Source organism: Bacillus cereus group sp. N8, from assembly GCF_016483685.1.
Taxonomy (GTDB): Bacteria; Bacillota; Bacilli; order Bacillales; family Bacillaceae_G; genus Bacillus_A; species Bacillus_A proteolyticus.
In genome coordinates this window covers 86,604-108,275 of record NZ_JAEHBK010000009.1, presented here as the reverse complement: position 1 = coordinate 108,275, position 21,672 = coordinate 86,604, and the positions used below count along the sequence as shown (strand labels likewise).

The following is a 21,672-nucleotide window of genomic DNA, read 5'->3' as shown; positions in this document are numbered from 1 at the left end:
TCCTGGCGCTGAGATACATGCCAGGAGCTATTTTTTATTTATAACCCTTTTCTTGCTATTAATAACAACCAATTCCTTCCCTACTCTAAGATTAAAAGATTTGATGAATCATCTTTATTAAAACAGCTAATGTAACAGATCCAGCAAATTCCCCTAAACAAATAAGACCGACACCTTGGCTATATGATAAATTTTGAAATGCTTTCATCTTTTTCATCCTCCCTATTTCCCCTTTGATACTCTTATTTTACCAATGGGAAAAATTTCATAACATCGATTTTTCTGACAACAAACTTACAAATTTGTAAGTTAATATTTTCTAAAACTTATGTATCTATTATGTCCACACTCCCCCCTTTTATACGTCAAAAAAGACCTCGAATTATATCAAGGTCTTGCTTACACTACAAAATATCTCACTCAATTTATTTGATAATCATCACCGGGCATTTCACTCGTTTTGCTATTTTATGACTGACACTACCAAGCACCATCTCTTGCAATGTATTTAATCCTCTACTTCCAGCTATAACGAGATCTATATCTCCTGTATTGACATATTGAACAATCGTATCTCCTGGATCGCCATGTAATATCGTAATTGTATAAGAAATGTTCTCTTTCTTTAATAAACCTTCAATCTCTTTTAATTTATCTTTTCGACTAGCTGATATTGTTTCTAAATCCGTTTGTCCTTGTACAATATCTGATTTTGCCGTTCTATTATCTACTACGTACACAACTTCAACATGTGTTTCTTCGTTAAATTTCGCAATATATGTTGCATGCTCAGCTGCTCGAAGTGCATGTTCAGAACCGTCACATGCTAATAAAATTTGTTTGTACATATGCTGAATCCCCTTTTCGTTATCCTACTCGTATTATATAATAAAGCCCCCTAAAAAGGAGGCTTCTAACTAGCAATTCTCTTATTATAAGTAGCTAAATTTGAAACAATCTTCGAGCTTCGTTCATTTAATCCCGTTATACTTACATTCACATCATTTTGTTCATACTTCATTATAACTTTATCAATTGCTGCTACTGCTGAATCATCCCATACATGTGCATGAGTAAAGTTCAGCTCAATTTCTTTTGCATCTTCATTATATGAAAAAGCATTTATAAAATCTGCCGTAGATGCGAAGAATAGCTGGCCGTGAATTTCGTATATTTTCTTATTTTCAATATACGAATGTTTCACGTGAATCTTTGCCATATTGAATGCAAATAAAACCGCACTAATTACTGTTCCGATAATTACACCTAATGCTAAATTATGTGTGATTAGGACAACCACAACTGTTGCGATCATAACAAATGCGTTTCCTTTTGGTACTTTATGAATCGTTGCTACAGAGTTCCAATCAAACGTCCCAATCGAAACCATAATCATAACAGCAACTAAAGCTGCCATCGGAATATGAACGACGTAATCACCTAAAACAAATAGTAATACGATTAAAAAACCACCGGCTACAAACGTCGATAATCTCCCGCGACCGCCTGATTTAATGTTAATAACAGATTGTCCAATCATTGCACATCCTGCCATCCCTCCGAAGAAACCAGCGACAATGTTTGCAATACCTTGGCCACGTGCTTCCTTATGTTTATTACTTTCCGTATGTGTCATATCGTCTAAAACCGAAGCTGTTAATAATGACTCTAGTAAACCGATAATTGCAAGCATAACTGAGTACGGTAAAATAATACGTAATGTCTCCAGTGTAAACGGCACATCAGGCATACTAAAGAACGGTAATTCTTTCGGTAAACTTCCCATATCCCCTACTGTTTTCAACTGTAATCCGCTCATAAGTGCAATGCTTGTCACAATAATAATTGAAATAAGTGTAGACGGTACAGCCTTCGTAATACGTGGAAATAAATATATAATTGCAAGTCCTAATGCGACAAGTGCATACATTTGCCAAGTTGCATTTTTAAAATGCGGCAATTGCGCTGTAAAAACTAAAATTCCAAGTGAATTTAAAAAACCACTCATAACGGATTTAGGAACAAACTTCATAAATGAGCTCAGTTTGAACACTCCAAAAATAATTTGGACAATACCTGTTACTATTGTCGCAGCAAATAAATATTGTAAACCGTGATCTTTAACGAGCGTTACCATTAATAATGCCATCGCACCTGTTGCAGCTGAAATCATTCCAGTTCTTCCGCCAACAAACGAAATTGTAACCGCAATACAAAAGGCCGCGTACAATCCAACCGTCGGATCTACACCTGCAATAACAGAGAAAGCTATCGCTTCAGGAATTAACGCTAAAGCAACGACAATTCCTGATAGTACGTCCCCTTTCACATTGGAGAACCAGTCATTTTTTATTGTTTGAAACAAAGTACCACTCCTCTACTCTTTTATCATTTGATTTTCTCCGTAAGAAAACCAGGGCCGACTGCACGAAGGCTATTATATAACGAGTAGAGGATTTTTTGCTATGTAAAAGTTTCCTAAAAAAAGACGCTACCTTAGCAGCGCCTTTGCTCATTTTACCCCGCATTAACGGGCAGTAAGACCCCACAAATTCAGCGAAAGCAAAGATGTTAGGTGGAGATCCACTGCCCGTAAAAGCCCGATTGGTTCAACTAATAATCAATGGGGGAGGAACACCCCCCCCACTGATTAAAGTTTCACTTTATTAATGTCCACCGTGACCTTGACCACTTTCTTGCACAATCTCTAATCTCTCATCCAATATACCTTGTGTTTCAAATGAAATATCACTAGTACTTCCTAATAAGAAGCCGTGGTTATACGGTCCAAGTGTCGGGTCATCTTTAAACTTCGGTTGAATAGTAGCAAGGAAGTCATACACTGGTTGTAAAGCTTTTCCTTCCTCAAGCAAGACAACAGGGGCATGTTTACCCATATGTGAAAACGGCGCTCCCGCAATTGCTAAGTCTGGTGTTTTGCTTGAAACAAATGACAAACCGTGACCTGGTTTTGTGAATCCCCAGCCAAATTTCGTTTTTTCATCTTTAAATTTCGCAAACGCAACCGAATTTTCTGTTGGCGTCTCCCCACTAATACGGATCACTTTTCCGTATTTATTTAACTCTTTTTCTACTTCTCTTGAAATGATTTTCTCTGGTCCTAACACATATATATTTGCTTTATTTTTTCTTACCTTTAATGCCTCTATTGTCGCTTCTGGCACCTTATCCTTTTCTACATATAAAAGTGGTTCTGGCATATGAGAAATCCAATTTACAGCTGGTGTTGTATATAAACGTCCTTCTTCTTCAGACGAACCGATAATAACACTATTTGGATAATCTCCCGCTATAGTGGCATATTCTTTATCGACATCTTTGGCAAATTTAGCTGGGTCCGTTTCTTTTATTTGCTTTACTTTATATTCTTTTAATTGCTCAAGGATAGATGCACCTACATCCCCCATCACCATAATTTGCGTTCCATCTTTCGTTCCGGGCGGATTTAATCTTTTTATTTCTTTTAAGGTCATTTCGGGTACCGCTTCTTTTTCTATAAATAAAATCGGCCCGTTATTCGGATGATGAATAAGATCTGCACTTGCAATACCTAATTGCCACTCGCTTACTGGTACTAAAATAATAGCGCCTGGCTGATTCTCCTTATGGGTAGCTGGCCATATTGTTTGCGAAGTTAATACTGCCATTTGCAGAGGATCATTTGTATTTAATCTCGTTACATTTTTTAAACTTGTCGTTAATAAATCATTCGATGCCCCAGCATTCATTTCTTTCGGCGCAGTTACCTCCTGATTCATTTTCATTTCCTTTTGCTCTGCTTTCTTCTCTGTTGTAGATTCATGATTTTTATGATTTGTGTTCGTTTGTCCACACGCCGCAAGACCAGCTGCCGCAATTATTGTTATCCCAAGAATTCGGGTCATCTTTTTCACTATATCGCCTCCGTATTAATCGTTTTCGAGCCAATATTATTGCCTAAAATGGAATTTCACCTTTACAATAACAAGCAATTCTGAAGAAATTATGCAGATGCATTATAATCTGCACCATTTCTTCATGATTTTGACTTACAATTTAAATAATGACTACAAATGCGGAGGTACTCTATGATCGATATACTACTCGTAGACGATGAACCGAGAATGCTTGAATTATTAACACTTTATCTTACTCCAATCGGATATAACTGCGTATGTGCAGTGTCCGGAGAAGAAGCTATTTCACATATAGAAAATCGGAATTTTAAATTTGTTTTACTCGATATTATGATGCCAAAGATGGATGGATGGGAAACGTGCAAAAGAATTCGATCATTTAGTAACGTTCCTATCATTATGGTAACTGCCCGTGATCAAACGGTAGATGTCATCCAAGGGTTAAAACTTGGGGCAGATGATTACGTGACGAAACCTTTCCATGAAGAGGAGCTTTTCGCAAGAATTGAAGCTGTTTTAAGACGAACGAATCAACGTACGCAAATCCAATATCACGGCATTTTATGGGATGAGGCCAAGCATTTCGTTTCTGTCTATAATGAAGAACTTCTTCTCACTCCAATCGAATTCTCTTTACTCGGATTATTTTTACGTCATGTGAACTACGTATTAAGCCGTGATCAGCTCATTGAACGAATTTGGGGTTTAAATACAAATACAGAAGATAGAACAGTCGATTCACATATTCGTAATTTGCGTGATAAATTACGAAAAGTAAATTTCCCTATTGATCATCATTTAAAAACTGTATATGGAGTAGGCTATAGATGGATTGATACACTATATTAAGGAGCAAAGCAATGAAGCAAATATCTATTCAACTCGGATTTTATTTTCTAGTTGTTACACTTTTAATTGAAAGTGTTCTATTTGTCTTGCTCTATTATAGCCTTGTAAACAATAGAGTAAATGAAGAAATGACAGCTTTATTAAAGCGCGGAAATAGTCACCGAGATGTCCTTGAAAAGTATTTTGATAAGCAAACAATCTCCCATGTTGCTTTAATGGAATCCGAAGCTGAAACAACTGTTATTATTACAAATGCAAATAAGGAAGTGCTAGCAAAATCCAATGAAATAAATACTACTATAAAAAAGCATATTGAAGGCATGCAAACACGAACAGATCATGATGGAACAATTATAGAGAATCATTGGAAAACATCTAATTACATATGTACAGTTAGCCCAATTGTAGTGGCAGGAAAAACGGAAGGCTATGTATATATGTTTCTCGGGACGGAATCAATCGAAAAAATGGTTAACGGGCTAACAAGACAATTCATTATCGCCGGAGTCATTACTTTCCTATTAACAGCTATCACCATCTTTCTATTGTCACGTTTATTAACAAAACCATTGTTACACATGAAACAAGCGACTGAAAAAATGAGTAAGGGGGATTTATCGGTTTCATTAACGACTACTCGAAATGACGAAATTGGTGAACTAGCAGAATCCATCCAAACTCTCGCAAATGATTTACATTATATGAAAACTGAAAGAAGTGAATTTCTAGCAAGTGTTGCTCATGAATTAAGAACACCTTTAACGTACGTAAGAGGTTATGCTGACATTGCATTAAAAGAAAGTACACCTCCTGAGCAACGTTTACGATACTTATCCATTATAAAAGACGAATCTGATTATATTACAAACTTAGTTCAAGATTTATTTTCACTCGCCCAAATGGAAAAACATAACTTTTTTATTCAAGTAAAGGAAGTGCATTTACACACCTTCCTTACTCGCATAACCGAAAAAGTAAACGCGATGTATAAGGAAAGACACATTACAGTTTCTTTCACTTGTCCTCCTTCACTGTTAGTAAACTTGGATGAACAGCGATTCGAACAAGTTGTAGTGAACATTTTAAATAACGCTTACAGGCATTCAAAAGAACATTCTCATATCAATATTTCTGTTACAGAAGAAGATAAACATATTTCCATCAAAATTGAGGATGAGGGAGAAGGTATTCCCCCAGAAGACCTTCCTCACATTTTCGACCGCTTTTACCGGGTTGATAAAGCGCGCTCCAGAGCTACAGGTGGAACTGGTTTAGGACTCTCCATCGTAAAGGAAATTGTAGAACTACACGGCGGAAATATTACTGCAACAAGTGAAGTTGGTCATGGATCTTGCTTTACGATTTCATTACCAGCTACATAAAAACACGACTATACATCAATAGTCGTGTTTTCTTATCCTTTAGGACTTTACTTTATAATATAGATTTACGAATTGGCCAAACCGCTTCGTTTCCGTTAAAGTTAAATGAATTTCTGGATTCTTTTCTTTAAATAACGGAATACCAGAACCCAATATATGAGGTGTAATCGTAACAACATATTCGTCAATTAGATTATTCTTAAAGAACTCTCTCAGTAGACTCCCTCCACCGACCATCCATATTTTAGATCCTTCTTGTGCTTTTAACCTTTTTGTAAATTCCACTATATCTTCATTTACAAACTCTACATGTTCGTTTGAACCTTTTTCTGAATTAGAAAAAACATAGCATTTTTTATCTAAGTAGGGGAATGTTTCCGTATGCTCTACTACATAATCGTACGTTCTTTTTCCCATAATTATTGTATCAATCGTTTCATACATTTCTGTATAACCGTTATCTCCCTCTCCTTCGGTTTCCATTAGCCACTGTAAATCATCATCTTCTTTCGCAATATATCCATCCAAACTAGCTGCAATAAATAAAACTATTTCACGTGACATATCTTTTCCTCCTTGCATCTCATCTTGATAACATATGATGTAAACAATATACTAACAATAAAACATGACAATTTATGTCATGTTAAAAAGAAAAAAGGTGATACATTTGTCAAAAGCTAAACGCTTATTAGATATTCTTATATTTGCTTCTGCGAAAAAAACATTTACAGCGCAAGAAATAGCTGATGAATTTAATATTTCCGTTCGTACTGTCCATAGATACATTTTAGATTTAAGTGATATGGGGTTACCTATTTATGCTGAACAAGGTCGTAACGGAGGATATAAAGTATTAACGAATAGAGTCATTCCGCCTATTTTATTTACCGAAGAAGAAGCCGTATCCATCTTTTTTGCTTTTCAATCTTTAAGCTACTACCGAGACTTGCCTTTTAATACAGAAATCAATTCTGTTACTCATAAACTGTATAGCTCTCTCCAAAACGATGCGAAAGCGAAAGTTGATAAAATCCGCTCTTATATCGCCTTTTGGAATCCTAAGAGAACAATTGATACACCACTTTTAAAAGAAGTGTTAACAGCGGCTATTGAAAATAAAAATTTACACTTTCAATACGAATCTAAATCAGGGATAAAAACAAAACACGTTCAACCTATCGGTGTATATGCTCACGATGGTTTATGGTATTTGCCATCCTATGACTTTAGTAGAAAAAAAGTATTACTGTATCGCGTTGATCGTATTCTTTCTGTATTATCAACAGAAGAAAATGAAGATACGTTCATGAATTTAGAAGAATGGTTTACCTCTAGCTCTAACGTAGTACACAGTCCTACACAGTTACATGTTTTACTGACAACAGAAGGCGTACGCCAATGTAAAAGCGTTCCTTACCTTGAGGAGTTCGTTGTAATAAATGCAAACGGGACAGGATATATAAACTCAACAATTGATAAAGGCGAAATTAATTTTATTACGCCTCTATTTTATCGGCTTGGAAAAGATGCACAAGTTTTAGAACCGAAAGAATTAATAGATGGTTTACGTATACGCGCGAAAGAGATTTTAAATATGTATGAAGACTAAAAAGCGTAAGAAAATTCTTCTTACGCCTTTTCGGTATGCAGTATTTGCTCTATCACTTCTTTTAACAATGTCTTTGTTTCTTCAAAGTCATGATTCTGCTTTTCTTCCGGTTGTACCGTATAAAATTCAGCAAACGAGCGCTCTTTATATCTCGGTACAACATGCATGTGATAATGCGTTAACTCATTAAAAATTCCACCATTTTGACAAATTGTAATTCCATCTGGTTTATACAGTAATTTAATAGCCTTTGAAATAAGCTTAGAAGCATCCATAATCGCTTTTGCTACACAATCATCTAATTCGTCTACTTCTACAACATGCTGCTTTGGCACGATTAAAGTATGCCCTGTATAGAAAGGCGCATGATCTAAAAAACAAGTTACATAATCATCTTCATACACTTTATATATAATTTCTTCTGCATTTGCTAGTTTACACCCTAAACATTCCATCATGGTTCCTCCTCTTTCAAAAACAAAAAAACGTGAGCGCCCTATTCTCACGTTTTTCTGTTTCACCTTACCCCGCATTAACGGGCAGTAAAAGCCCGATTGGTGAAAGCTAATAATCAGTGGTGATAAACACCCCCACTGATTAAAGTTTCACTTTACTAATTCAATTGTTTCTGTAACTTTTATACTATCCTTTACAGATTGAACAATTGTGCAATTTTTCACCGCAAGTTGCAGCGCCTTGTCTAATTGCTCTTCTGTAATGTTTTGTGCTTTAATTTTATAGTGCAAATGAACACTTTCAACTGGTTTTGATAGAGCTTCACTTCTACCAATTTCAGTTTCAATTGTAAACGTATCGTATGTAATACGTTTCTTTTCTAAAATCGTTCGAAAGACAATTGCACTACATCCTGCGATAGAAGAGATTAGTAATTGTAACGGTGAATATCCATTTTCTTTTCCAATCACTAATTGACCATACGATAAATCTGCTTCTATATCATCATGTTTGATTGTTAGTTTCATTTGTTTTTTCCATCTCCACTTTCATCGGTTTCTTCCGTTTCTTACTCATATAATAATATATGTAGCAGAAAATGATAAATGGAATACCACAATATAACGCCATTCTTTGTTCTGGAATAAACGCTAAACTAATAACAACGATACTATTTGTAATTAAAGCTAAAATTGGAACAAGCGGGTATAGTGGTGTTCTATACTTTAAGTCCTCTAATTTTCCTCCGCCTTTTAAATACTGACTTCTAAAGCGAAGTTGTGATAAAGCAATAATGATCCAACTTGAAACAGCAGATAAACCAGCTATAGATAATAAGTACATATATACTGTATCTTCTGCAAGGAAGCTTGTTAATAAAGATAACGCCGCAACAGCAATCGTTACGACTAACGCTGTAATTGGAATACCACGTTTATTTACTTTCTTGAAAGAAGTTGGTGCCATTCCTTCATTTGCAAGTGACCATAGTATACGCGTTGCTGCATATAATCCTGAGTTCGCTACAGATAGAAGAGCTGTAATAATAACGAAGTTCATAATATCAGCTGCATATGGAATACCGATTTTATCAAATACAACTACGAATGGACTTTCAATTACTCCTGCTTCTTTCCAAGAAATTAATCCTACTAAAATTGTCATTGTTAAGATGAAGAATATCATAATACGCCATACTGTATTACGAATTGCACGTGGAATTGTTTTTTCAGGATTCTGACTCTCTCCTGCTGCAATCCCGATTAACTCTGTTCCTTGGAAGGAAAAATTAACTGTAATCATCGTAAGAAGCACTGCGGCTAGTCCATTTGGGAATAGCCCACCATCACTTACAAAGTTAGAGAAAAGAGGTGCTGCTTCTTTTCCGTCGTATGGTAAAAATCCTAGTAATGCGCTACCACCAAGTAGAATGAATGCAATAATTGTAACTACTTTAATACTAGAGAACCAAAACTCTAATTCAGCATAACTTTTCGCTGAAATAGCGTTTGAAGCATATAAAATAACCCCGAATACGAGACACCATACCCAAACATCAACATTCGGAAACCATCTTTTCATCATTAAACCGATCGATGTTAATTCTAATCCTACTGTTACCGCCCATCCAATCCAGTATAGCCAGCCGATCATAAACCCAGTTCCTGGTCCAATAAACTTCGTCGCATACTTTTGGAAAGATCCTGAAACTGGCATCGCTACCGTTAGCTCTCCAAGACAAAGCATTGTTAAATACATAATAAATCCGCCCACTAAATATGAAAGGATGGCTCCCCCTGGTCCAGCTTGATTAATAGTGTATCCTGAACCTAGGAAAAAACCTGTCCCGATTACACCACCTAGTGCGATCATAAATAAATGTCTACTCTTCATCGTACGATGTAATTTATCATTCGTTGTTTGCTGCATTGTAATCCTCCCCTATAAACCCTCTATCTCTTTTTAAAATTTTCTGATAATAAAAATATACACGAAAGCGGTTACAATTTCTATATAAAATTAAAACTTTTCTGATAAAACATTATAAAAATTTAATTATTAAGAGATTCAGATTCTATTTTAAGGTAATTAAGGATTAATAAGGAAAAACCCTTACGTATTATTGTAAGAGTTAACGTATTTCTAATCTTCTAGATAAAATTGATAAACCGTAATTTACAACGAAATACATACAAGCTGCTAGTATAAATGTTGGAATCATATAATTTACGTTCTGTCCGCTAATAATTTGAGCATTATGCATAAGCTCTGGCAATGATATAACAACCGCTAATGACGTATCCTTTAACAATGAAATAAATTGACTAACAAGCGGAGGAACCATTCTTCTAAGTGCTTGCGGTAAAATAATGTGCCAAAGCGTCTGGACATATGTTAATCCTGAAGAGCGCGCCGCTTCAATTTGCCCTCTTTCGATAGATAATAAGCCACTTCTAACAATTTCAGATATCATCGCTGCTTCAAATATCGTTAAAGCAACAATTACGGCTGTTATAATTTCTAACTTCAAACCTGCCTCTGGAAGTGCAAAATACGTAAAAAATATAATTAAAAGAAGTGGTAAATTCCGAATAACTTCAACGATAAATCCTAGTATTTGTGAGATGACGGGTATTTTTGCATAGCGCAACGTTCCTATTACACTACCGATAATAAAACTAAGTACAATCGCTACAAGAGCGACTTCTAGCGTGATAAGCAATCCTTTTAATAAAAAGAGTATATGATCTCCTGTAATAGCACCTTGAAAATCCATCTACACCCCCTCCTTTGCCAAGCGTCTTTCTAAATAACGCACCAGCATACTTAGTGGAATTGTTAATACTAAATAAAACATCCCCACAAATATATATACATCAAACGTAACAAACGTCTTCGTTGAAATTAAGTCTCCTTGATACATTAAATCCGTTCCAGCAATAATTCCGAGTATTGAAGAGTTTTTTACTAAATTGAGAAATTGATTTCCTAGAGGAGGAATTACGATTTTCATCGCTTGAGGTAAGACGACATAATACATCGCTTGCGTATAAGTTAATCCTGAAGAACGTGCTGCTTCCATTTGACCTTTCGCGACTGATAAAATACCAGCACGAATTACTTCCGCAATAAAAGCCGCTGTATAAACTGTAAGCGCAACTGTCCCTGCTACAAAACCGTTGAAAGTAATTCCTATTACCGGCAACGCAAAATAAAAAATGAATGCAATTAATACGAGTGGAATATTTCGAACAAACTCTACATAAGTAGAGCCCATCCAATTTAAAATACGAATAGGTGCAATACGCATTACCGCCAAAATTACTCCTAAAATAAAACTTCCTATTAATGCAATTACACTAGACATAACCGTATATTTAAAGCCTTCTAAATACATATCAATGTTATTCGTTAATATAGAAAAATCAGGCACATATTCTCCCCTCTTTCTTTATAAGAAGAGGATGAGTATCCCTCATCCTCTCATTCTTATTATTTATTCCAGTTAGTTTCACTTTATTTTTCTTGTTTTTGACCGATCCATTTTTCATATAATTTATCGTATTCTCCATTAGCTTTCATATCTTTTAATAAACTATTAATCTCTTTTGTTAAATCCTCTGCACCCTTTTGCACTGCAATTCCGTACGGTTCATCCGTGAAAATTTTCCCTACAACTTCATAATTAGAATCTTGTTTTGCCATTCCATAAAGAATTGCATTATCTGTCGTTAAAACATCACCTTTTCCTGCTTTTAACGCTGTAAACGCCTCACTGTAATTTTCAAATTCTAATACAGTCGATTCTGGTGATTTTTGACGTATATTATTTGTAGACGTTGAACCTTTTACAGCTAACACTTTCACACCTTTTTTCACATCATCAATACTTTTAATATCGCTCCCTTTTTTCACAAGTAACGATTGCCCCGCTTTAAAGTATACATCTGAAAAATCCACTTCTTTTTTACGCTCTTCCGTAATTGTCATTGTCGCGATAATTGCATCAATATCACCATTTTTCAGTAGTGGAATTCGTGTTTTAGATGTTACTTCTTTCAGCTCTAGTTTCTTTTCGTCCCCAAGAATTTTTTTCGCAAGTGCCTTCGCGATATCAACATCGAATCCTTCTACCTGCCCTGTTGAAGGATTTTTCAGCCCAAATAAATTCGTATCATTCTTCACCCCAACTACTAATTTCCCGCGCTTCTTAATTTGCTCTATGGCCCCGCCTTGCTTCGTATTCGTTTCTTTCGCCTCATCTTTTTTACTTCCGCACCCAGCAACAACAAGTACGAATAAACATGAGAATACGATTAAGGTAAACAACTTTTTCATTTTAAGCATGAAATTCCTCCTTTAATGATTTAACACTCGACTTAAAAATAAACGTGCTCTTTCTTGTTCTGGGTTTGCAAAAAATGATGCTGGTGTTGTATCCTCAATAATTTGGCCCTCATCCATAAATAAAATCCTATCTGCTACTTCTCGCGCAAATCCCATCTCATGTGTGACGACAACCATCGTCATCCCTTCTTTAGCTAACGTTTTCATAACATCAAGCACTTCTCCAATCATCTCTGGATCAAGAGCAGACGTAGGCTCATCAAATAGCATAATTTCTGGCTGCATTGCGAGCCCCCTAGCAATCGCTACCCTTTGCTGTTGACCTCCTGATAATTGATGCGGATATACACTAGCCTTCTCCGGAATTCCTACTTTCTCTAAATAAAACATCGCTGTTTTCTCAGCTTCCTCTTTTGAAACTTTATTTACTTTAATAGGTGCTAGTGTAATATTTTGAAGAACCGTTTTATGCGGGTATAAATAAAAATGCTGAAAAACCATCCCGATATTTCGGCGTAGTTCATTCATATCTGTTTTTGCATTGTGTACCTCCGTATTTTGTACCATTAATTCTCCGTCTGTAATTGTCTCTAATTGATTTATACACCGAAGCAATGTACTTTTTCCTGATCCTGAAGGCCCGACAACTACTACCACTTCACCCTTTTTCACTTGCACATTAATATTTTTCAAAACTTGGAAGTTACCATAATATTTATTTACATTACGAAACTCTATCAACATACTCCCCCCTTCCCCTAAACAAAGCATGTACATTCTTTTTATATTCAAAAATAGGCAAAAAAATAACTTTCAGCTTCATTTTGTCCATAAAAAAGAGCAAAGGGATTTCCCTTTGCTCTTTCATTTCTATTCTCTTAAGATACTTCTTCTTTCTTGTCTTTCCCGTATTCATGCTCCCAGAAATCAGCATTTTTAATTCCTAATTTCTGCGGATCGAATACTGGATCTTTTCCTTCTTTTTTCTGCTTTTCATAATCCTTTAATGCAATCAATGCCGGTTTTTGTAATAATAAAATCGCAATAATGTTAACCCATGCCATAATTCCTACACCAATATCTCCTAAAGCCCATGCTGTTGCTGCTGTTTTTACACAACCGTAGAATACAACTCCTAAGAATACAAACTTTAGTACGATAGACATCCAAGGACGGTCTTTATCACGATTTAAGTAAGCTATATTCGTTTCTGCAATGTAGTAATAAGCCATAATTGTTGTAAATGCGAAGAATAGTAGAGAGATTGCCACGAAACCGTTTCCAAATCCAGGGAAAACAGATTCTACTGCTGCCTGTGTATAACCAGGACCTGGCTGTGCACCATTTAATTTATTGACGATAAAGTTTTTTCCGCTTGCATCAAATACGTTATACATGCCTGTAATAATCATCATAAATGCTGTTGCTGAACAAACAAATAATGTATCAATGTAAACGGAAAATGCTTGTACTAATCCTTGTTTAGCTGGATGCGATACTTCAGCTGCTGCTGCTGCATGGGCCCCAGTTCCTTGCCCTGCTTCGTTTGAATAAATACCACGTTTTACACCCCAAGAAATTGCTAAACCGATAATCCCGCCAAAAGCCGCTTCTAATGCAAATGCACTTTTTAAAATTAACATGAAAGCGTCTGGTAATTTTTCAATATTCATAGCTACAATTATACAAGCTACTAAAATATAGCCAAGCGCCATAAACGGTACTACAACTTGCGCTACGTTAACAATTCGCTTAACTCCACCAAAAATAATAAGTGCTAATGCCGCTACTAATACCGCTCCGGATACAGAAGTATTAATGCCAAAAGCTGTTTCCAAACTTACAGCAATACTATTCGCCTGAACACCCGGTAACAGCATTCCCGTCGCAAGAATTGTCGCTGCAACGAACACTAATGCGTACCATTTAACACCTAGTCCTTTTTCAATGTAATAAGCAGGTCCACCGCGGAATTGCCCTTGATGCTTCGTCTTATATATTTGTGCAAGCGTCGATTCTACATATGCAGAACCAGCTCCTAAAAAGGCTACCGCCCACATCCAAAATACAGCCCCTGGACCACCAAAGGCAACAGCCGTTGCAACACCGGCAATATTTCCCGTTCCAACGCGCCCTGATAACGAAAGTGCTAACGCTTGGAATGAAGAAACACCCGCATCAGACTTTTCCCCTTGAAATGTAAGCTTCACCATTTCTCCTACATGTCTTACTTGTAAAAACCTCGTTCGAATGGAAAAATATAAGCCTACTCCTAAACATAAATAGACAAGTGCGGGACTCCAAACAATATTATTTATCCAACTTACGATAGCTTCCAACTTTCCCCCTCCTCCTTTATAAAGAATATTCAGAATATATATAAAATTATAAGTGTATACCTAATCTATAACAATATTATTTTAATAAAGTAAACATATTTTTGTATAAAAAAACAAAGTATACATTTATTTTGTATACTTTGTCTCGATCTGGATGTATTATATATTCACAATTGCTTCCTTCTTTATAATTCTTTCATAGAGTTGTTCTGCTAATTCTCGAAAATGATCTGGCATATCTTTCCCTTTAAACTTCTTTTGAAGCGTACCGTATAAACCAATATCACGTAGACGTAAAAATAACGGTAACGATTCATACCAACTATCCGCTAGCCTGTGTTCATATTCGTATCCTTTTCTTAACACTTGTAACTGTTTACGAGCGAATGTCGTCTTCTCCTCCACTGTCCACGGTGTAAAAAGAACCGAGTAATAAAGAACCATTGCTAAATCATGTATAAAGTAATTATAAGCTGCATCATCAAAATCAAAGATTGTTAGCTCTTTTCCATCATAATGAAAATTGCCTGGATGAATATCGCCATGCATAAGGCCGAACGTTTCTCTTTCGATTGGAAGAGCCTTTATTTCATCCATTAATATAGCAGCAATCTCTTTCACTTTCTCATCTTCTAATTCATTAACAATGCTACTTTCGTCCTCTTCCCACGTATCACGGTAGTCAGTTTTAGGATAATTCATTGTAAGGCGATGCAGTTGTCCAATCGCTTTTCCCCACGCTTCAAAGTAAGTATCTCCCCAATAAGGTGATTCTTCTCCTTTTACTTGCTCACCTTTTGCGTATGTAAATAAAGAAGCGAAAAAGAAAGTACCATCCTCAGCTTCGATTTCTTCTACAAGATTTTGAGATGTTGAGTAAAGAGGTCCCGCTACCTTTGCCCCATTCTCCGCAACATATCGTAAAAAATCTAGTTCAGCCTCTACCTCTTTTTTTGAACGATGAGAAGAATGAGTTAAGCGTAATACGTAATCTTCATTATTTTTACCCTTCGCCTTAAAAATATAATTTTCAAAATCACCAAGTGGCTTTTCTTCCAACGTTACATGATATGCCTTTGCTGCTCTTGCTAAAATCTCTTTTGTAAAAACACGTTCTACAGCTATTTCCATATGTATCCCTCCTATATCTCTTCTTAATTCGACATAAATGTGAGAAGTACTGCTATGAAGTTAAATAGTGCATGGGCAATCATAGCCGATAAAATAGAATTTGTTTTCTCATATAACCATGCAAATGCTACTCCGCTTAAAAAATTCACCGGTAATGTGTTATATGTTGGAATATGAACAACGGTAAATATTATGGAACTTATAAGTACGCCGCCCCATATGCCATATCTCTCACGAAAAAACGTATAAAAAGCACCTCTATATAAAATCTCTTCATAGATTGGTGATATAACCGCCGCTCCAATTACCGCGATACAGAACGAATATATTGATTTATCCTTTTGGACCGTCTCCGTTTTACTATTTTCAAAAGAAATCCCCAGTTTCTCCATTATCATTAATACTCCAATACTAACTACAATCAAAGAAATAACCGCTACAAATGTCCACAATAAATCTTTCCATGAAAGCTTCCGAATTCCAATATCTTTCCACGACAGTTTATATCTTTTTATGCAAAAAAGATAAACTACAAACGTAAATATCACTGCCATTATAAGTCCCATTAATACTCCAGCATATAATGAGTTCCCTATTATTTTTAAAGCATACTCAAAAAAAAGAGATTCAACTGTTACTGGAACAATAATGAATACAAACATAAATAAATATAAGATTTCTTTCCATCCCCACATATACCTCAAAGTCATCTATACCATCCCCTATATCCTATTTTCTTTAGTATAAAAGATGACGTAACGTAACTTTCAAGCTAATTTCTTAAAAAGAATACAAGCATAATTTTTTCATAAAAAACAAAAATTAACAGTGATAATTTAATCCTAAAAGGGGTGGACAATGTGACAGAACAAAACAATAACCAACAGACGAATAAAACGAAGCCTATGTTTCCATCACTTGCGGAAAATATTAATTACATTGAAAACAAGCTCTCTCATTCCGATGATATAAAAAAATTAGATGTTCCTTTTCAAAATGGAAAAGGAACAATCTTATATATCGAATCTTTAACAGACCCCAATTTAATTCACCAATTCGCTCTTGAACCACTATTAACTCGATTTGATTTGTCTATGGAAGAAAAAAAATTGGAATAAAGATTATGCAAAAGTGAAGTTCAAACCAGAAGTAGAAGTAGAAGTAGATATTTTATATAGCGGTGTCTTAAAATAAAACAGTTGTATGCCTCGCGGGCATACAACTGTTTTATTTTGTGTATCGATATACAATTGATTCATAAGGTCTTAAGTTAAGATTTGTAATATCCTTGCTTGAATCTTTATAATTTGACAATAATACTTCTTGTTTCATCCCATCTAATTGAACATTACCTGGTACAGAATATGTTATTTCTTCTCCATAGAAGTTATTTATAACAAGTAATACTTCATTATTTACAGTACGTGTATACGCCCAAATCTTAGGATGATTTTCATCTAAAACATCATATTTTCCGTCTGTAATTATATCGTATTTTTTTCTAAGTTCAATTAACTTTTTATAATGATAAAATACAGATTCATTATCTTCTAATGCCTTCTCTACGTTTATCTCTTTAAAATTTTCAGCTACAGAGATCCAAGGCGTACTTGTTGTAAAACCGCTGTTCGCCTCTTCATTCCACTGCATCGGAGTACGGGAGTTGTCACGAGATTTTTGTTTTAAAATTCCTATAATCTCTTCTTTAGATAAGCCTTCTTCTTGTTTTATATCATATATATTTAACGATTCCACATCACGATATTGTTCGATAGACTCAAAATTAGGATTCGTCATACCGATTTCTTCGCCTTGATAAATGTAAGGTGTGCCTTGCAACATATGCATAGCCGTTGCTAACATTTTTGCAGATTCATTTCGGTACTTTCCATCATTACCAAAGCGTGACACAATGCGAGGCTGGTCATGATTACACCAAAATAACGCATTCCATCCTCCGCCCTTTTGCATTTCAATTTGCCAACTAGACATAATTTCTTTTAATTTAATGAAATCAAAATCAGCTTTCGTCCACTTATCACCATTTGGATAATCTACCTTTAAATGATGGAAACTAAATGTCATGCTTAGTTCATTACGCTCTGGGCTTGAATATTTAATACAATTATCAATTGTCGTAGATGACATTTCTCCAACTGTAATTACATCTTTCCCTTCAAAAACATTTCGGTTCATCTCTTGTAAATATTCATGGACGCGTGGACCATCCGTATAATATTTACGCCCATCACTTGTAGCCAGGGTGCCTTCATCACTTAAAAACCTTTGATCCTTTGAAATTAAATTAATAACATCAAGACGGAATCCTTTTACACCTTTATCAAGCCAAAAGCGCATCATATCGTACACTTCTTCACGAAGCTTTTCATTTTCCCAATTTAAATCTGCTTGTGTCTCATCAAATAGATGTAAATAATATTGCTTAGTCTGCTCATCATATTTCCAAGCTGATCCACCAAATTTAGACTGCCAATTATTCTTTTCATCACGCCAAATATAATAATTACGATACGGACTATTTTTATCTTCTTTTGCTTCTTTAAACCACTTATGCTTCGTCGAACTATGGTTTACGACAATATCGAGCATAATTTCAATGTCACGTGCTTTCGCTTCTTCTAAAAGCTCTTCAAACTCTTCCATCGTTCCGTAAGATGGATCAATACTGTAATAATCACTTACATCGTATCCATTATCGTTTTGTGGTGATTCGTATATCGGTGTTAACCAAATATAATCTACTCCAAGTTCTTTTAAATAATCTAGTTTCTCTGTAACCCCTTTTATATCACCGGTTTCTTTATTGTAATAACTATTAAAGCTCTTCGGATAAATTTGATAGACTACACTTTTATGCCAATCCTTCATGCTTAACTTCCTCCTACTTCTGTTTAACTCTTTTTGCAAATAACCATGTTAACGTAAATGGGATTACAATTGCGATAATCATTCCTACAATAAACATTGGAATCGATTTCGGAATGATAGAAATAAATGCTGGCAATCCGCCAATTCCGATAGCAGGTGCTAATACACCATTTAATGTAATGAATATCGCTGCCACAGCAGATCCTATAATCGCTGCATAGAACGGGAATTTATTTCGTAAATTCACACCAAACATCGCTGGCTCTGTAATACCGAAGTACGCTGAAATTGCTGATGTCGATGCCATACTTTTATCATTTTGATTTTTAGAAATCCAGAACATTGCTAGTGCCGCACTGCCTTGTGCAATGTTAGAAAGAGCAATCATCGGCCAAATGAATGTACCGCCGTGTTGTGCAATTAATTGTAAGTCAATGGCAATAAACATATGATGCATACCTGTAATTACGAGCGGTGCATATAATGCTCCAAATAATACTGCTCCAACTACTGGTACTGTTTCATATACACCTACTAATCCAGCTGTTAATAAATCTCCAATATGACGTGTAACTGGACCGATAATTCCCAATGCTAACACACCTGTCACAACGATTGTTGTAATTGGTACAACTAATAATTGAATCGCATTTGGTACATGTTTCTTTAAAAAGATTTCCACTTTACTTAAGACAAATGCCGCTACTAAAACCGGTAGGATTTGACCTTGATATCCTACCTTTTCAATTTGAAATAATCCTAAAATATCGAAGTACTCAATCTTTTGTCCCTCTAAACCAGTCGCTGCTTTTCCATAATCCCACGCGTTTAATAAGGCCGGATGCACAAGCATTAATCCCATAACAATCCCGAGTATCGGACTACCACCAAAACGCTTCGTTGCTGACCAACCGACAAGTGCTGGTAAGAATACGAACGCTGTATTGGCCATCATATTAATTAAATCCCAAAGCCCTCCTAAGTTCGGATAAACATCTAATAAATTTTTACCATCAAAAAATAAGTCCTTTGCCCCTAATAAATTGTTAATCCCCATCAGTAAACCAGCTGTTACAATCGCTGGTAATATCGGCATAAATACATCTGAAAATACTTTTACAAATTTTTGAGCTGGATTTAACTTTTGGTTTCCAGAATCTTTTACATCAGCTACTGTCGATTCCTCCATACCTGCAAGCGTTATCAATTCAGCGTAAACACGATCTACGTCCCCTGGACCGATTACAATTTGAAATACCCCAGCGTTATGAAACGCTCCTTTCACTAATGAAACAGACTGCAATTTATCATTATCTATTTTACTTTCATCTTTTAAAGCGATACGGAGCCTCGTTACACAGTGCGCAGCTTGTTCAATATTGTCTTTTCCACCAATGTACTGCAACACTTCTTCTGCTGTCTTACGATAGTCTTTCCCCATATTCCCGTCCCTCTTTTCTGTTTTTGATACCGTTTACACTTACATATTAACTCGTATATATAAGTTAGTCAACACTCGTATATACGAGTTGGTGATTTTTTTATAAAGTGAAACTTTAATCAGCCCTCACTAATCGGGCGTTTACGGGCAGCAGGGCTTCCACCTAACTTCTTGGCTCCTGCCGAATTTTGAGGGGGGATTTTTACTGCCCGCAAATAGCGGGATAAATAAAGAGATGGAACGATTATTTCGCTCCATCTCTTTATTTTCTTCGCGCCACATCCGAAAAGTGAAAAATATCTAAACGGTGACGTGATTCCGTATATTCGAACTGACTCCCATCGTATAAATGAGTAAAGTTTTTTACAACGACAACATAGTCTGTTCCATTTAAGTCTAAATACTTTCGGTCATCATCTGTACATGGTTGTACTTCAATTACCCTCTGTGAATAGCTAATATGTAGCTCTAATTCTTTCTCAATGTATTTATAAATCGATGCAGTTGCAATTTCTCTCGTTAATCCTGGAATATATTCCGATACAAAATGGTTTATATCTAAAATTACTTTTTCTCCATCAATATTTCGTACACGCTTAATATGATCTATTTCCGTTTTTTCTTTCACGTTTAATAACTTGGCTACCTCTTTTGTCGCTTTTACTTTCTCCATTTCCACGACTTCTGTAATACAATTACGTCCTAAACGCTCATTTTCTTCTTGAAAACTTACTATGCCGCCAAAATTAAACTCAATGTTTTTTCGCTTTAAAACAAAAACACCTTTTCCATGTATTTTTTGAACATATCCACGCTCTTGCAATAAATCTACCGCTTTTCTTACAGTGCCTCGGCTTGCTTCATACTGCCTCATTAATTCAGTTTCTGATGGGATTTTGCATCCCTCTTTTAATTGTTTATTATCAATAGACTTACTGATTTCTGTATAAATTTGTTCATACTTACTCATCATCTACAATAGCCCCTTGTCACCTTCTAATTCTATATGTATTATACCATGCTACACTCTTCTGCCAATCTCTCACTTATTTTCCAGTACAAGAAAAATATAGGTAAATATTTAACCAATGATACGTATTTTTATAAAAAAATTTATATTTTTCTTTTCATTCAAAAAAACATGTAGTATACTAACTTCAAAATCAGAGGAGAAAGGGAGCAAAGAACTATGCTTACTTATACAACAATTGTAGTTACATTTGCACAAAAACATCATCATCATACTTAACCCTTGAAACCTAGCGGAAAAATTACGCGTAGGTACAAGGGTTATTCCCATTGTACCTAC

The 21,672-nt window shown here is 35.5% G+C and carries 21 protein-coding genes and 1 pseudogene; 4 read left to right on the top strand and 18 right to left on the bottom strand.

Going from position 1 to position 21,672, the window contains the following annotated elements; genetic code table 11:
• Positions 1-91: 91 nt before the first annotated feature.
• From JDS80_RS15495 to JDS80_RS15480, 4 genes are all read right to left on the bottom strand, one after another.
• A complete protein-coding gene (locus tag JDS80_RS15495) occupies positions 92-217 on the bottom strand; it encodes a DUF4027 family protein (RefSeq protein ID WP_199639144.1) in 126 nt (41 codons plus the stop codon).
• 208 nt (positions 218-425) lie between these two features.
• Complete coding sequence (locus JDS80_RS15490) at positions 426-848, bottom strand: universal stress protein (protein WP_071743763.1); 423 nt, start codon at positions 846-848, stop codon at positions 426-428.
• Positions 849-913: 65 nt separating this feature from the next.
• Positions 914-2,365: a SulP family inorganic anion transporter gene (locus JDS80_RS15485; protein WP_199639143.1), complete on the bottom strand. Its 1,452-nt coding sequence runs from the start codon at positions 2,363-2,365 to the stop codon at positions 914-916.
• 301 nt (positions 2,366-2,666) lie between these two features.
• Complete coding sequence (locus JDS80_RS15480) at positions 2,667-3,914, bottom strand: cell wall-binding repeat-containing protein (protein WP_199639142.1); 1,248 nt, start codon at positions 3,912-3,914, stop codon at positions 2,667-2,669.
• A gap of 174 nt (positions 3,915-4,088) precedes the next feature.
• Between JDS80_RS15480 and JDS80_RS15475 the strand changes: the two genes are divergently transcribed.
• Together JDS80_RS15475 and JDS80_RS15470 are read left to right on the top strand one after the other, a co-directional pair.
• Positions 4,089-4,766 (top strand): response regulator transcription factor, encoded by a 678-nt coding sequence (locus JDS80_RS15475; protein ID WP_199639141.1) that lies wholly within the window; start codon positions 4,089-4,091, stop codon positions 4,764-4,766.
• 11 nt (positions 4,767-4,777) lie between these two features.
• Entirely contained in the window at positions 4,778-6,148 is a 1,371-nt protein-coding gene (locus tag JDS80_RS15470) for a sensor histidine kinase (protein WP_199639139.1), read from the top strand.
• Between the two features lie 39 nt (positions 6,149-6,187).
• On the opposite strand, the gene JDS80_RS15465 is transcribed toward JDS80_RS15470, so the two are convergent.
• Complete coding sequence (locus tag JDS80_RS15465) at positions 6,188-6,712, bottom strand: dihydrofolate reductase family protein (protein ID WP_199639137.1); 525 nt, start codon at positions 6,710-6,712, stop codon at positions 6,188-6,190.
• Positions 6,713-6,776: 64 nt separating this feature from the next.
• Here JDS80_RS15465 and JDS80_RS15460 point away from each other — a divergent pair, with 64 nt between their 5' ends.
• The gene (locus tag JDS80_RS15460) at positions 6,777-7,760 is read left to right on the top strand and encodes a helix-turn-helix transcriptional regulator (protein WP_199639135.1); all 984 of its coding nucleotides are present in this window, start codon (positions 6,777-6,779) and stop codon (positions 7,758-7,760) included.
• Between the two features lie 20 nt (positions 7,761-7,780).
• Here JDS80_RS15460 and JDS80_RS15455 read toward each other — a convergent pair whose 3' ends face one another.
• The 10 genes from JDS80_RS15455 to JDS80_RS15410 form a co-directional block, all read right to left on the bottom strand.
• The gene (locus JDS80_RS15455; protein ID WP_199639133.1) at positions 7,781-8,215 is read right to left on the bottom strand and encodes an HIT family protein; all 435 of its coding nucleotides are present in this window, start codon (positions 8,213-8,215) and stop codon (positions 7,781-7,783) included.
• 150 nt (positions 8,216-8,365) lie between these two features.
• Entirely contained in the window at positions 8,366-8,743 is a 378-nt protein-coding gene (locus JDS80_RS15450) for an OsmC family protein (RefSeq protein ID WP_071743771.1), read from the bottom strand.
• Positions 8,721-10,145 (bottom strand): amino acid permease, encoded by a 1,425-nt coding sequence (locus JDS80_RS15445; RefSeq protein WP_199639131.1) that lies wholly within the window; start codon positions 10,143-10,145, stop codon positions 8,721-8,723. Before JDS80_RS15445 ends, JDS80_RS15450 begins: the two co-directional genes overlap by 23 nt.
• Before the next feature lie 202 nt (positions 10,146-10,347).
• Complete coding sequence (locus JDS80_RS15440) at positions 10,348-10,992, bottom strand: amino acid ABC transporter permease (protein ID WP_071772189.1); 645 nt, start codon at positions 10,990-10,992, stop codon at positions 10,348-10,350.
• Entirely contained in the window at positions 10,993-11,649 is a 657-nt protein-coding gene (locus JDS80_RS15435) for an amino acid ABC transporter permease (RefSeq protein WP_071772188.1), read from the bottom strand.
• 83 nt (positions 11,650-11,732) lie between these two features.
• Positions 11,733-12,563: a glutamine ABC transporter substrate-binding protein GlnH gene (glnH, locus tag JDS80_RS15430; protein WP_199639129.1), complete on the bottom strand. Its 831-nt coding sequence runs from the start codon at positions 12,561-12,563 to the stop codon at positions 11,733-11,735.
• Positions 12,564-12,575: 12 nt separating this feature from the next.
• Positions 12,576-13,304, bottom strand: a complete 729-nt coding sequence (locus JDS80_RS15425) for an amino acid ABC transporter ATP-binding protein (protein WP_199639127.1) — start codon at positions 13,302-13,304, stop codon at positions 12,576-12,578.
• Positions 13,305-13,441: 137 nt separating this feature from the next.
• A complete protein-coding gene (locus JDS80_RS15420; RefSeq protein ID WP_071743778.1) occupies positions 13,442-14,902 on the bottom strand; it encodes an alanine/glycine:cation symporter family protein in 1,461 nt (486 codons plus the stop codon).
• A gap of 159 nt (positions 14,903-15,061) precedes the next feature.
• Positions 15,062-16,033, bottom strand: coding sequence for a phosphotransferase enzyme family protein (locus JDS80_RS15415; RefSeq protein ID WP_199639125.1), 972 nt, complete (start codon positions 16,031-16,033; stop codon positions 15,062-15,064).
• Positions 16,034-16,056: 23 nt separating this feature from the next.
• Positions 16,057-16,743, bottom strand: a complete 687-nt coding sequence (locus JDS80_RS15410) for a CPBP family intramembrane glutamic endopeptidase (protein WP_199639123.1) — start codon at positions 16,741-16,743, stop codon at positions 16,057-16,059.
• 195 nt (positions 16,744-16,938) lie between these two features.
• Between JDS80_RS15410 and JDS80_RS15405 the strand changes: the two are divergent.
• Positions 16,939-17,136 (top strand): annotated as a pseudogene (locus tag JDS80_RS15405) (hypothetical protein); the annotation flags it as partial.
• 124 nt (positions 17,137-17,260) lie between these two features.
• Here the strand turns inward: JDS80_RS15405 and treC are convergent.
• The 3 genes from treC to treR form a co-directional block, all read right to left on the bottom strand.
• Complete coding sequence (gene treC, locus JDS80_RS15395; protein ID WP_199639119.1) at positions 17,261-18,922, bottom strand: alpha,alpha-phosphotrehalase; 1,662 nt, start codon at positions 18,920-18,922, stop codon at positions 17,261-17,263.
• 13 nt (positions 18,923-18,935) lie between these two features.
• Positions 18,936-20,363, bottom strand: a complete 1,428-nt coding sequence (treP, locus tag JDS80_RS15390) for a PTS system trehalose-specific EIIBC component (protein ID WP_199639117.1) — start codon at positions 20,361-20,363, stop codon at positions 18,936-18,938.
• Positions 20,364-20,625: 262 nt separating this feature from the next.
• A complete protein-coding gene (gene treR, locus JDS80_RS15385) occupies positions 20,626-21,336 on the bottom strand; it encodes a trehalose operon repressor (protein ID WP_199639115.1) in 711 nt (236 codons plus the stop codon).
• Positions 21,337-21,672 lie beyond the last annotated feature (336 nt).

Bases quoted from the DNA above. Each gene is read 5' to 3' on its own strand.
- JDS80_RS15455 (WP_199639133.1), bottom strand. From the start codon at position 8,215: ATGGAATGTTTAGGGTGTAAACTAGCAAATGCAGAAGAAATTATATAT.
- JDS80_RS15465 (WP_199639137.1), bottom strand. From the start codon at position 6,712: ATGTCACGTGAAATAGTTTTATTTATTGCAGCTAGTTTGGATGGATAT.
- glnH (WP_199639129.1), bottom strand. From the start codon at position 12,563: ATGCTTAAAATGAAAAAGTTGTTTACCTTAATCGTATTCTCATGTTTA.
- JDS80_RS15450 (WP_071743771.1), bottom strand. From the start codon at position 8,743: ATGAAACTAACAATCAAACATGATGATATAGAAGCAGATTTATCGTAT.
- JDS80_RS15490 (WP_071743763.1), bottom strand. From the start codon at position 848: ATGTACAAACAAATTTTATTAGCATGTGACGGTTCTGAACATGCACTT.
- treC (WP_199639119.1), bottom strand. From the start codon at position 18,922: ATGAAGGATTGGCATAAAAGTGTAGTCTATCAAATTTATCCGAAGAGC.
- treP (WP_199639117.1), bottom strand. From the start codon at position 20,363: ATGGGGAAAGACTATCGTAAGACAGCAGAAGAAGTGTTGCAGTACATT.
- JDS80_RS15460 (WP_199639135.1), top strand. From the start codon at position 6,777: ATGACAATTTATGTCATGTTAAAAAGAAAAAAGGTGATACATTTGTCA.
- JDS80_RS15495 (WP_199639144.1), bottom strand. From the start codon at position 217: ATGAAAAAGATGAAAGCATTTCAAAATTTATCATATAGCCAAGGTGTC.
- JDS80_RS15415 (WP_199639125.1), bottom strand. From the start codon at position 16,033: ATGGAAATAGCTGTAGAACGTGTTTTTACAAAAGAGATTTTAGCAAGA.
- JDS80_RS15470 (WP_199639139.1), top strand. From the start codon at position 4,778: ATGAAGCAAATATCTATTCAACTCGGATTTTATTTTCTAGTTGTTACA.
- treR (WP_199639115.1), bottom strand. From the start codon at position 21,336: ATGATGAGTAAGTATGAACAAATTTATACAGAAATCAGTAAGTCTATT.
- JDS80_RS15475 (WP_199639141.1), top strand. From the start codon at position 4,089: ATGATCGATATACTACTCGTAGACGATGAACCGAGAATGCTTGAATTA.
- JDS80_RS15445 (WP_199639131.1), bottom strand. From the start codon at position 10,145: ATGCAGCAAACAACGAATGATAAATTACATCGTACGATGAAGAGTAGA.
- JDS80_RS15410 (WP_199639123.1), bottom strand. From the start codon at position 16,743: ATGACTTTGAGGTATATGTGGGGATGGAAAGAAATCTTATATTTATTT.
- JDS80_RS15440 (WP_071772189.1), bottom strand. From the start codon at position 10,992: ATGGATTTTCAAGGTGCTATTACAGGAGATCATATACTCTTTTTATTA.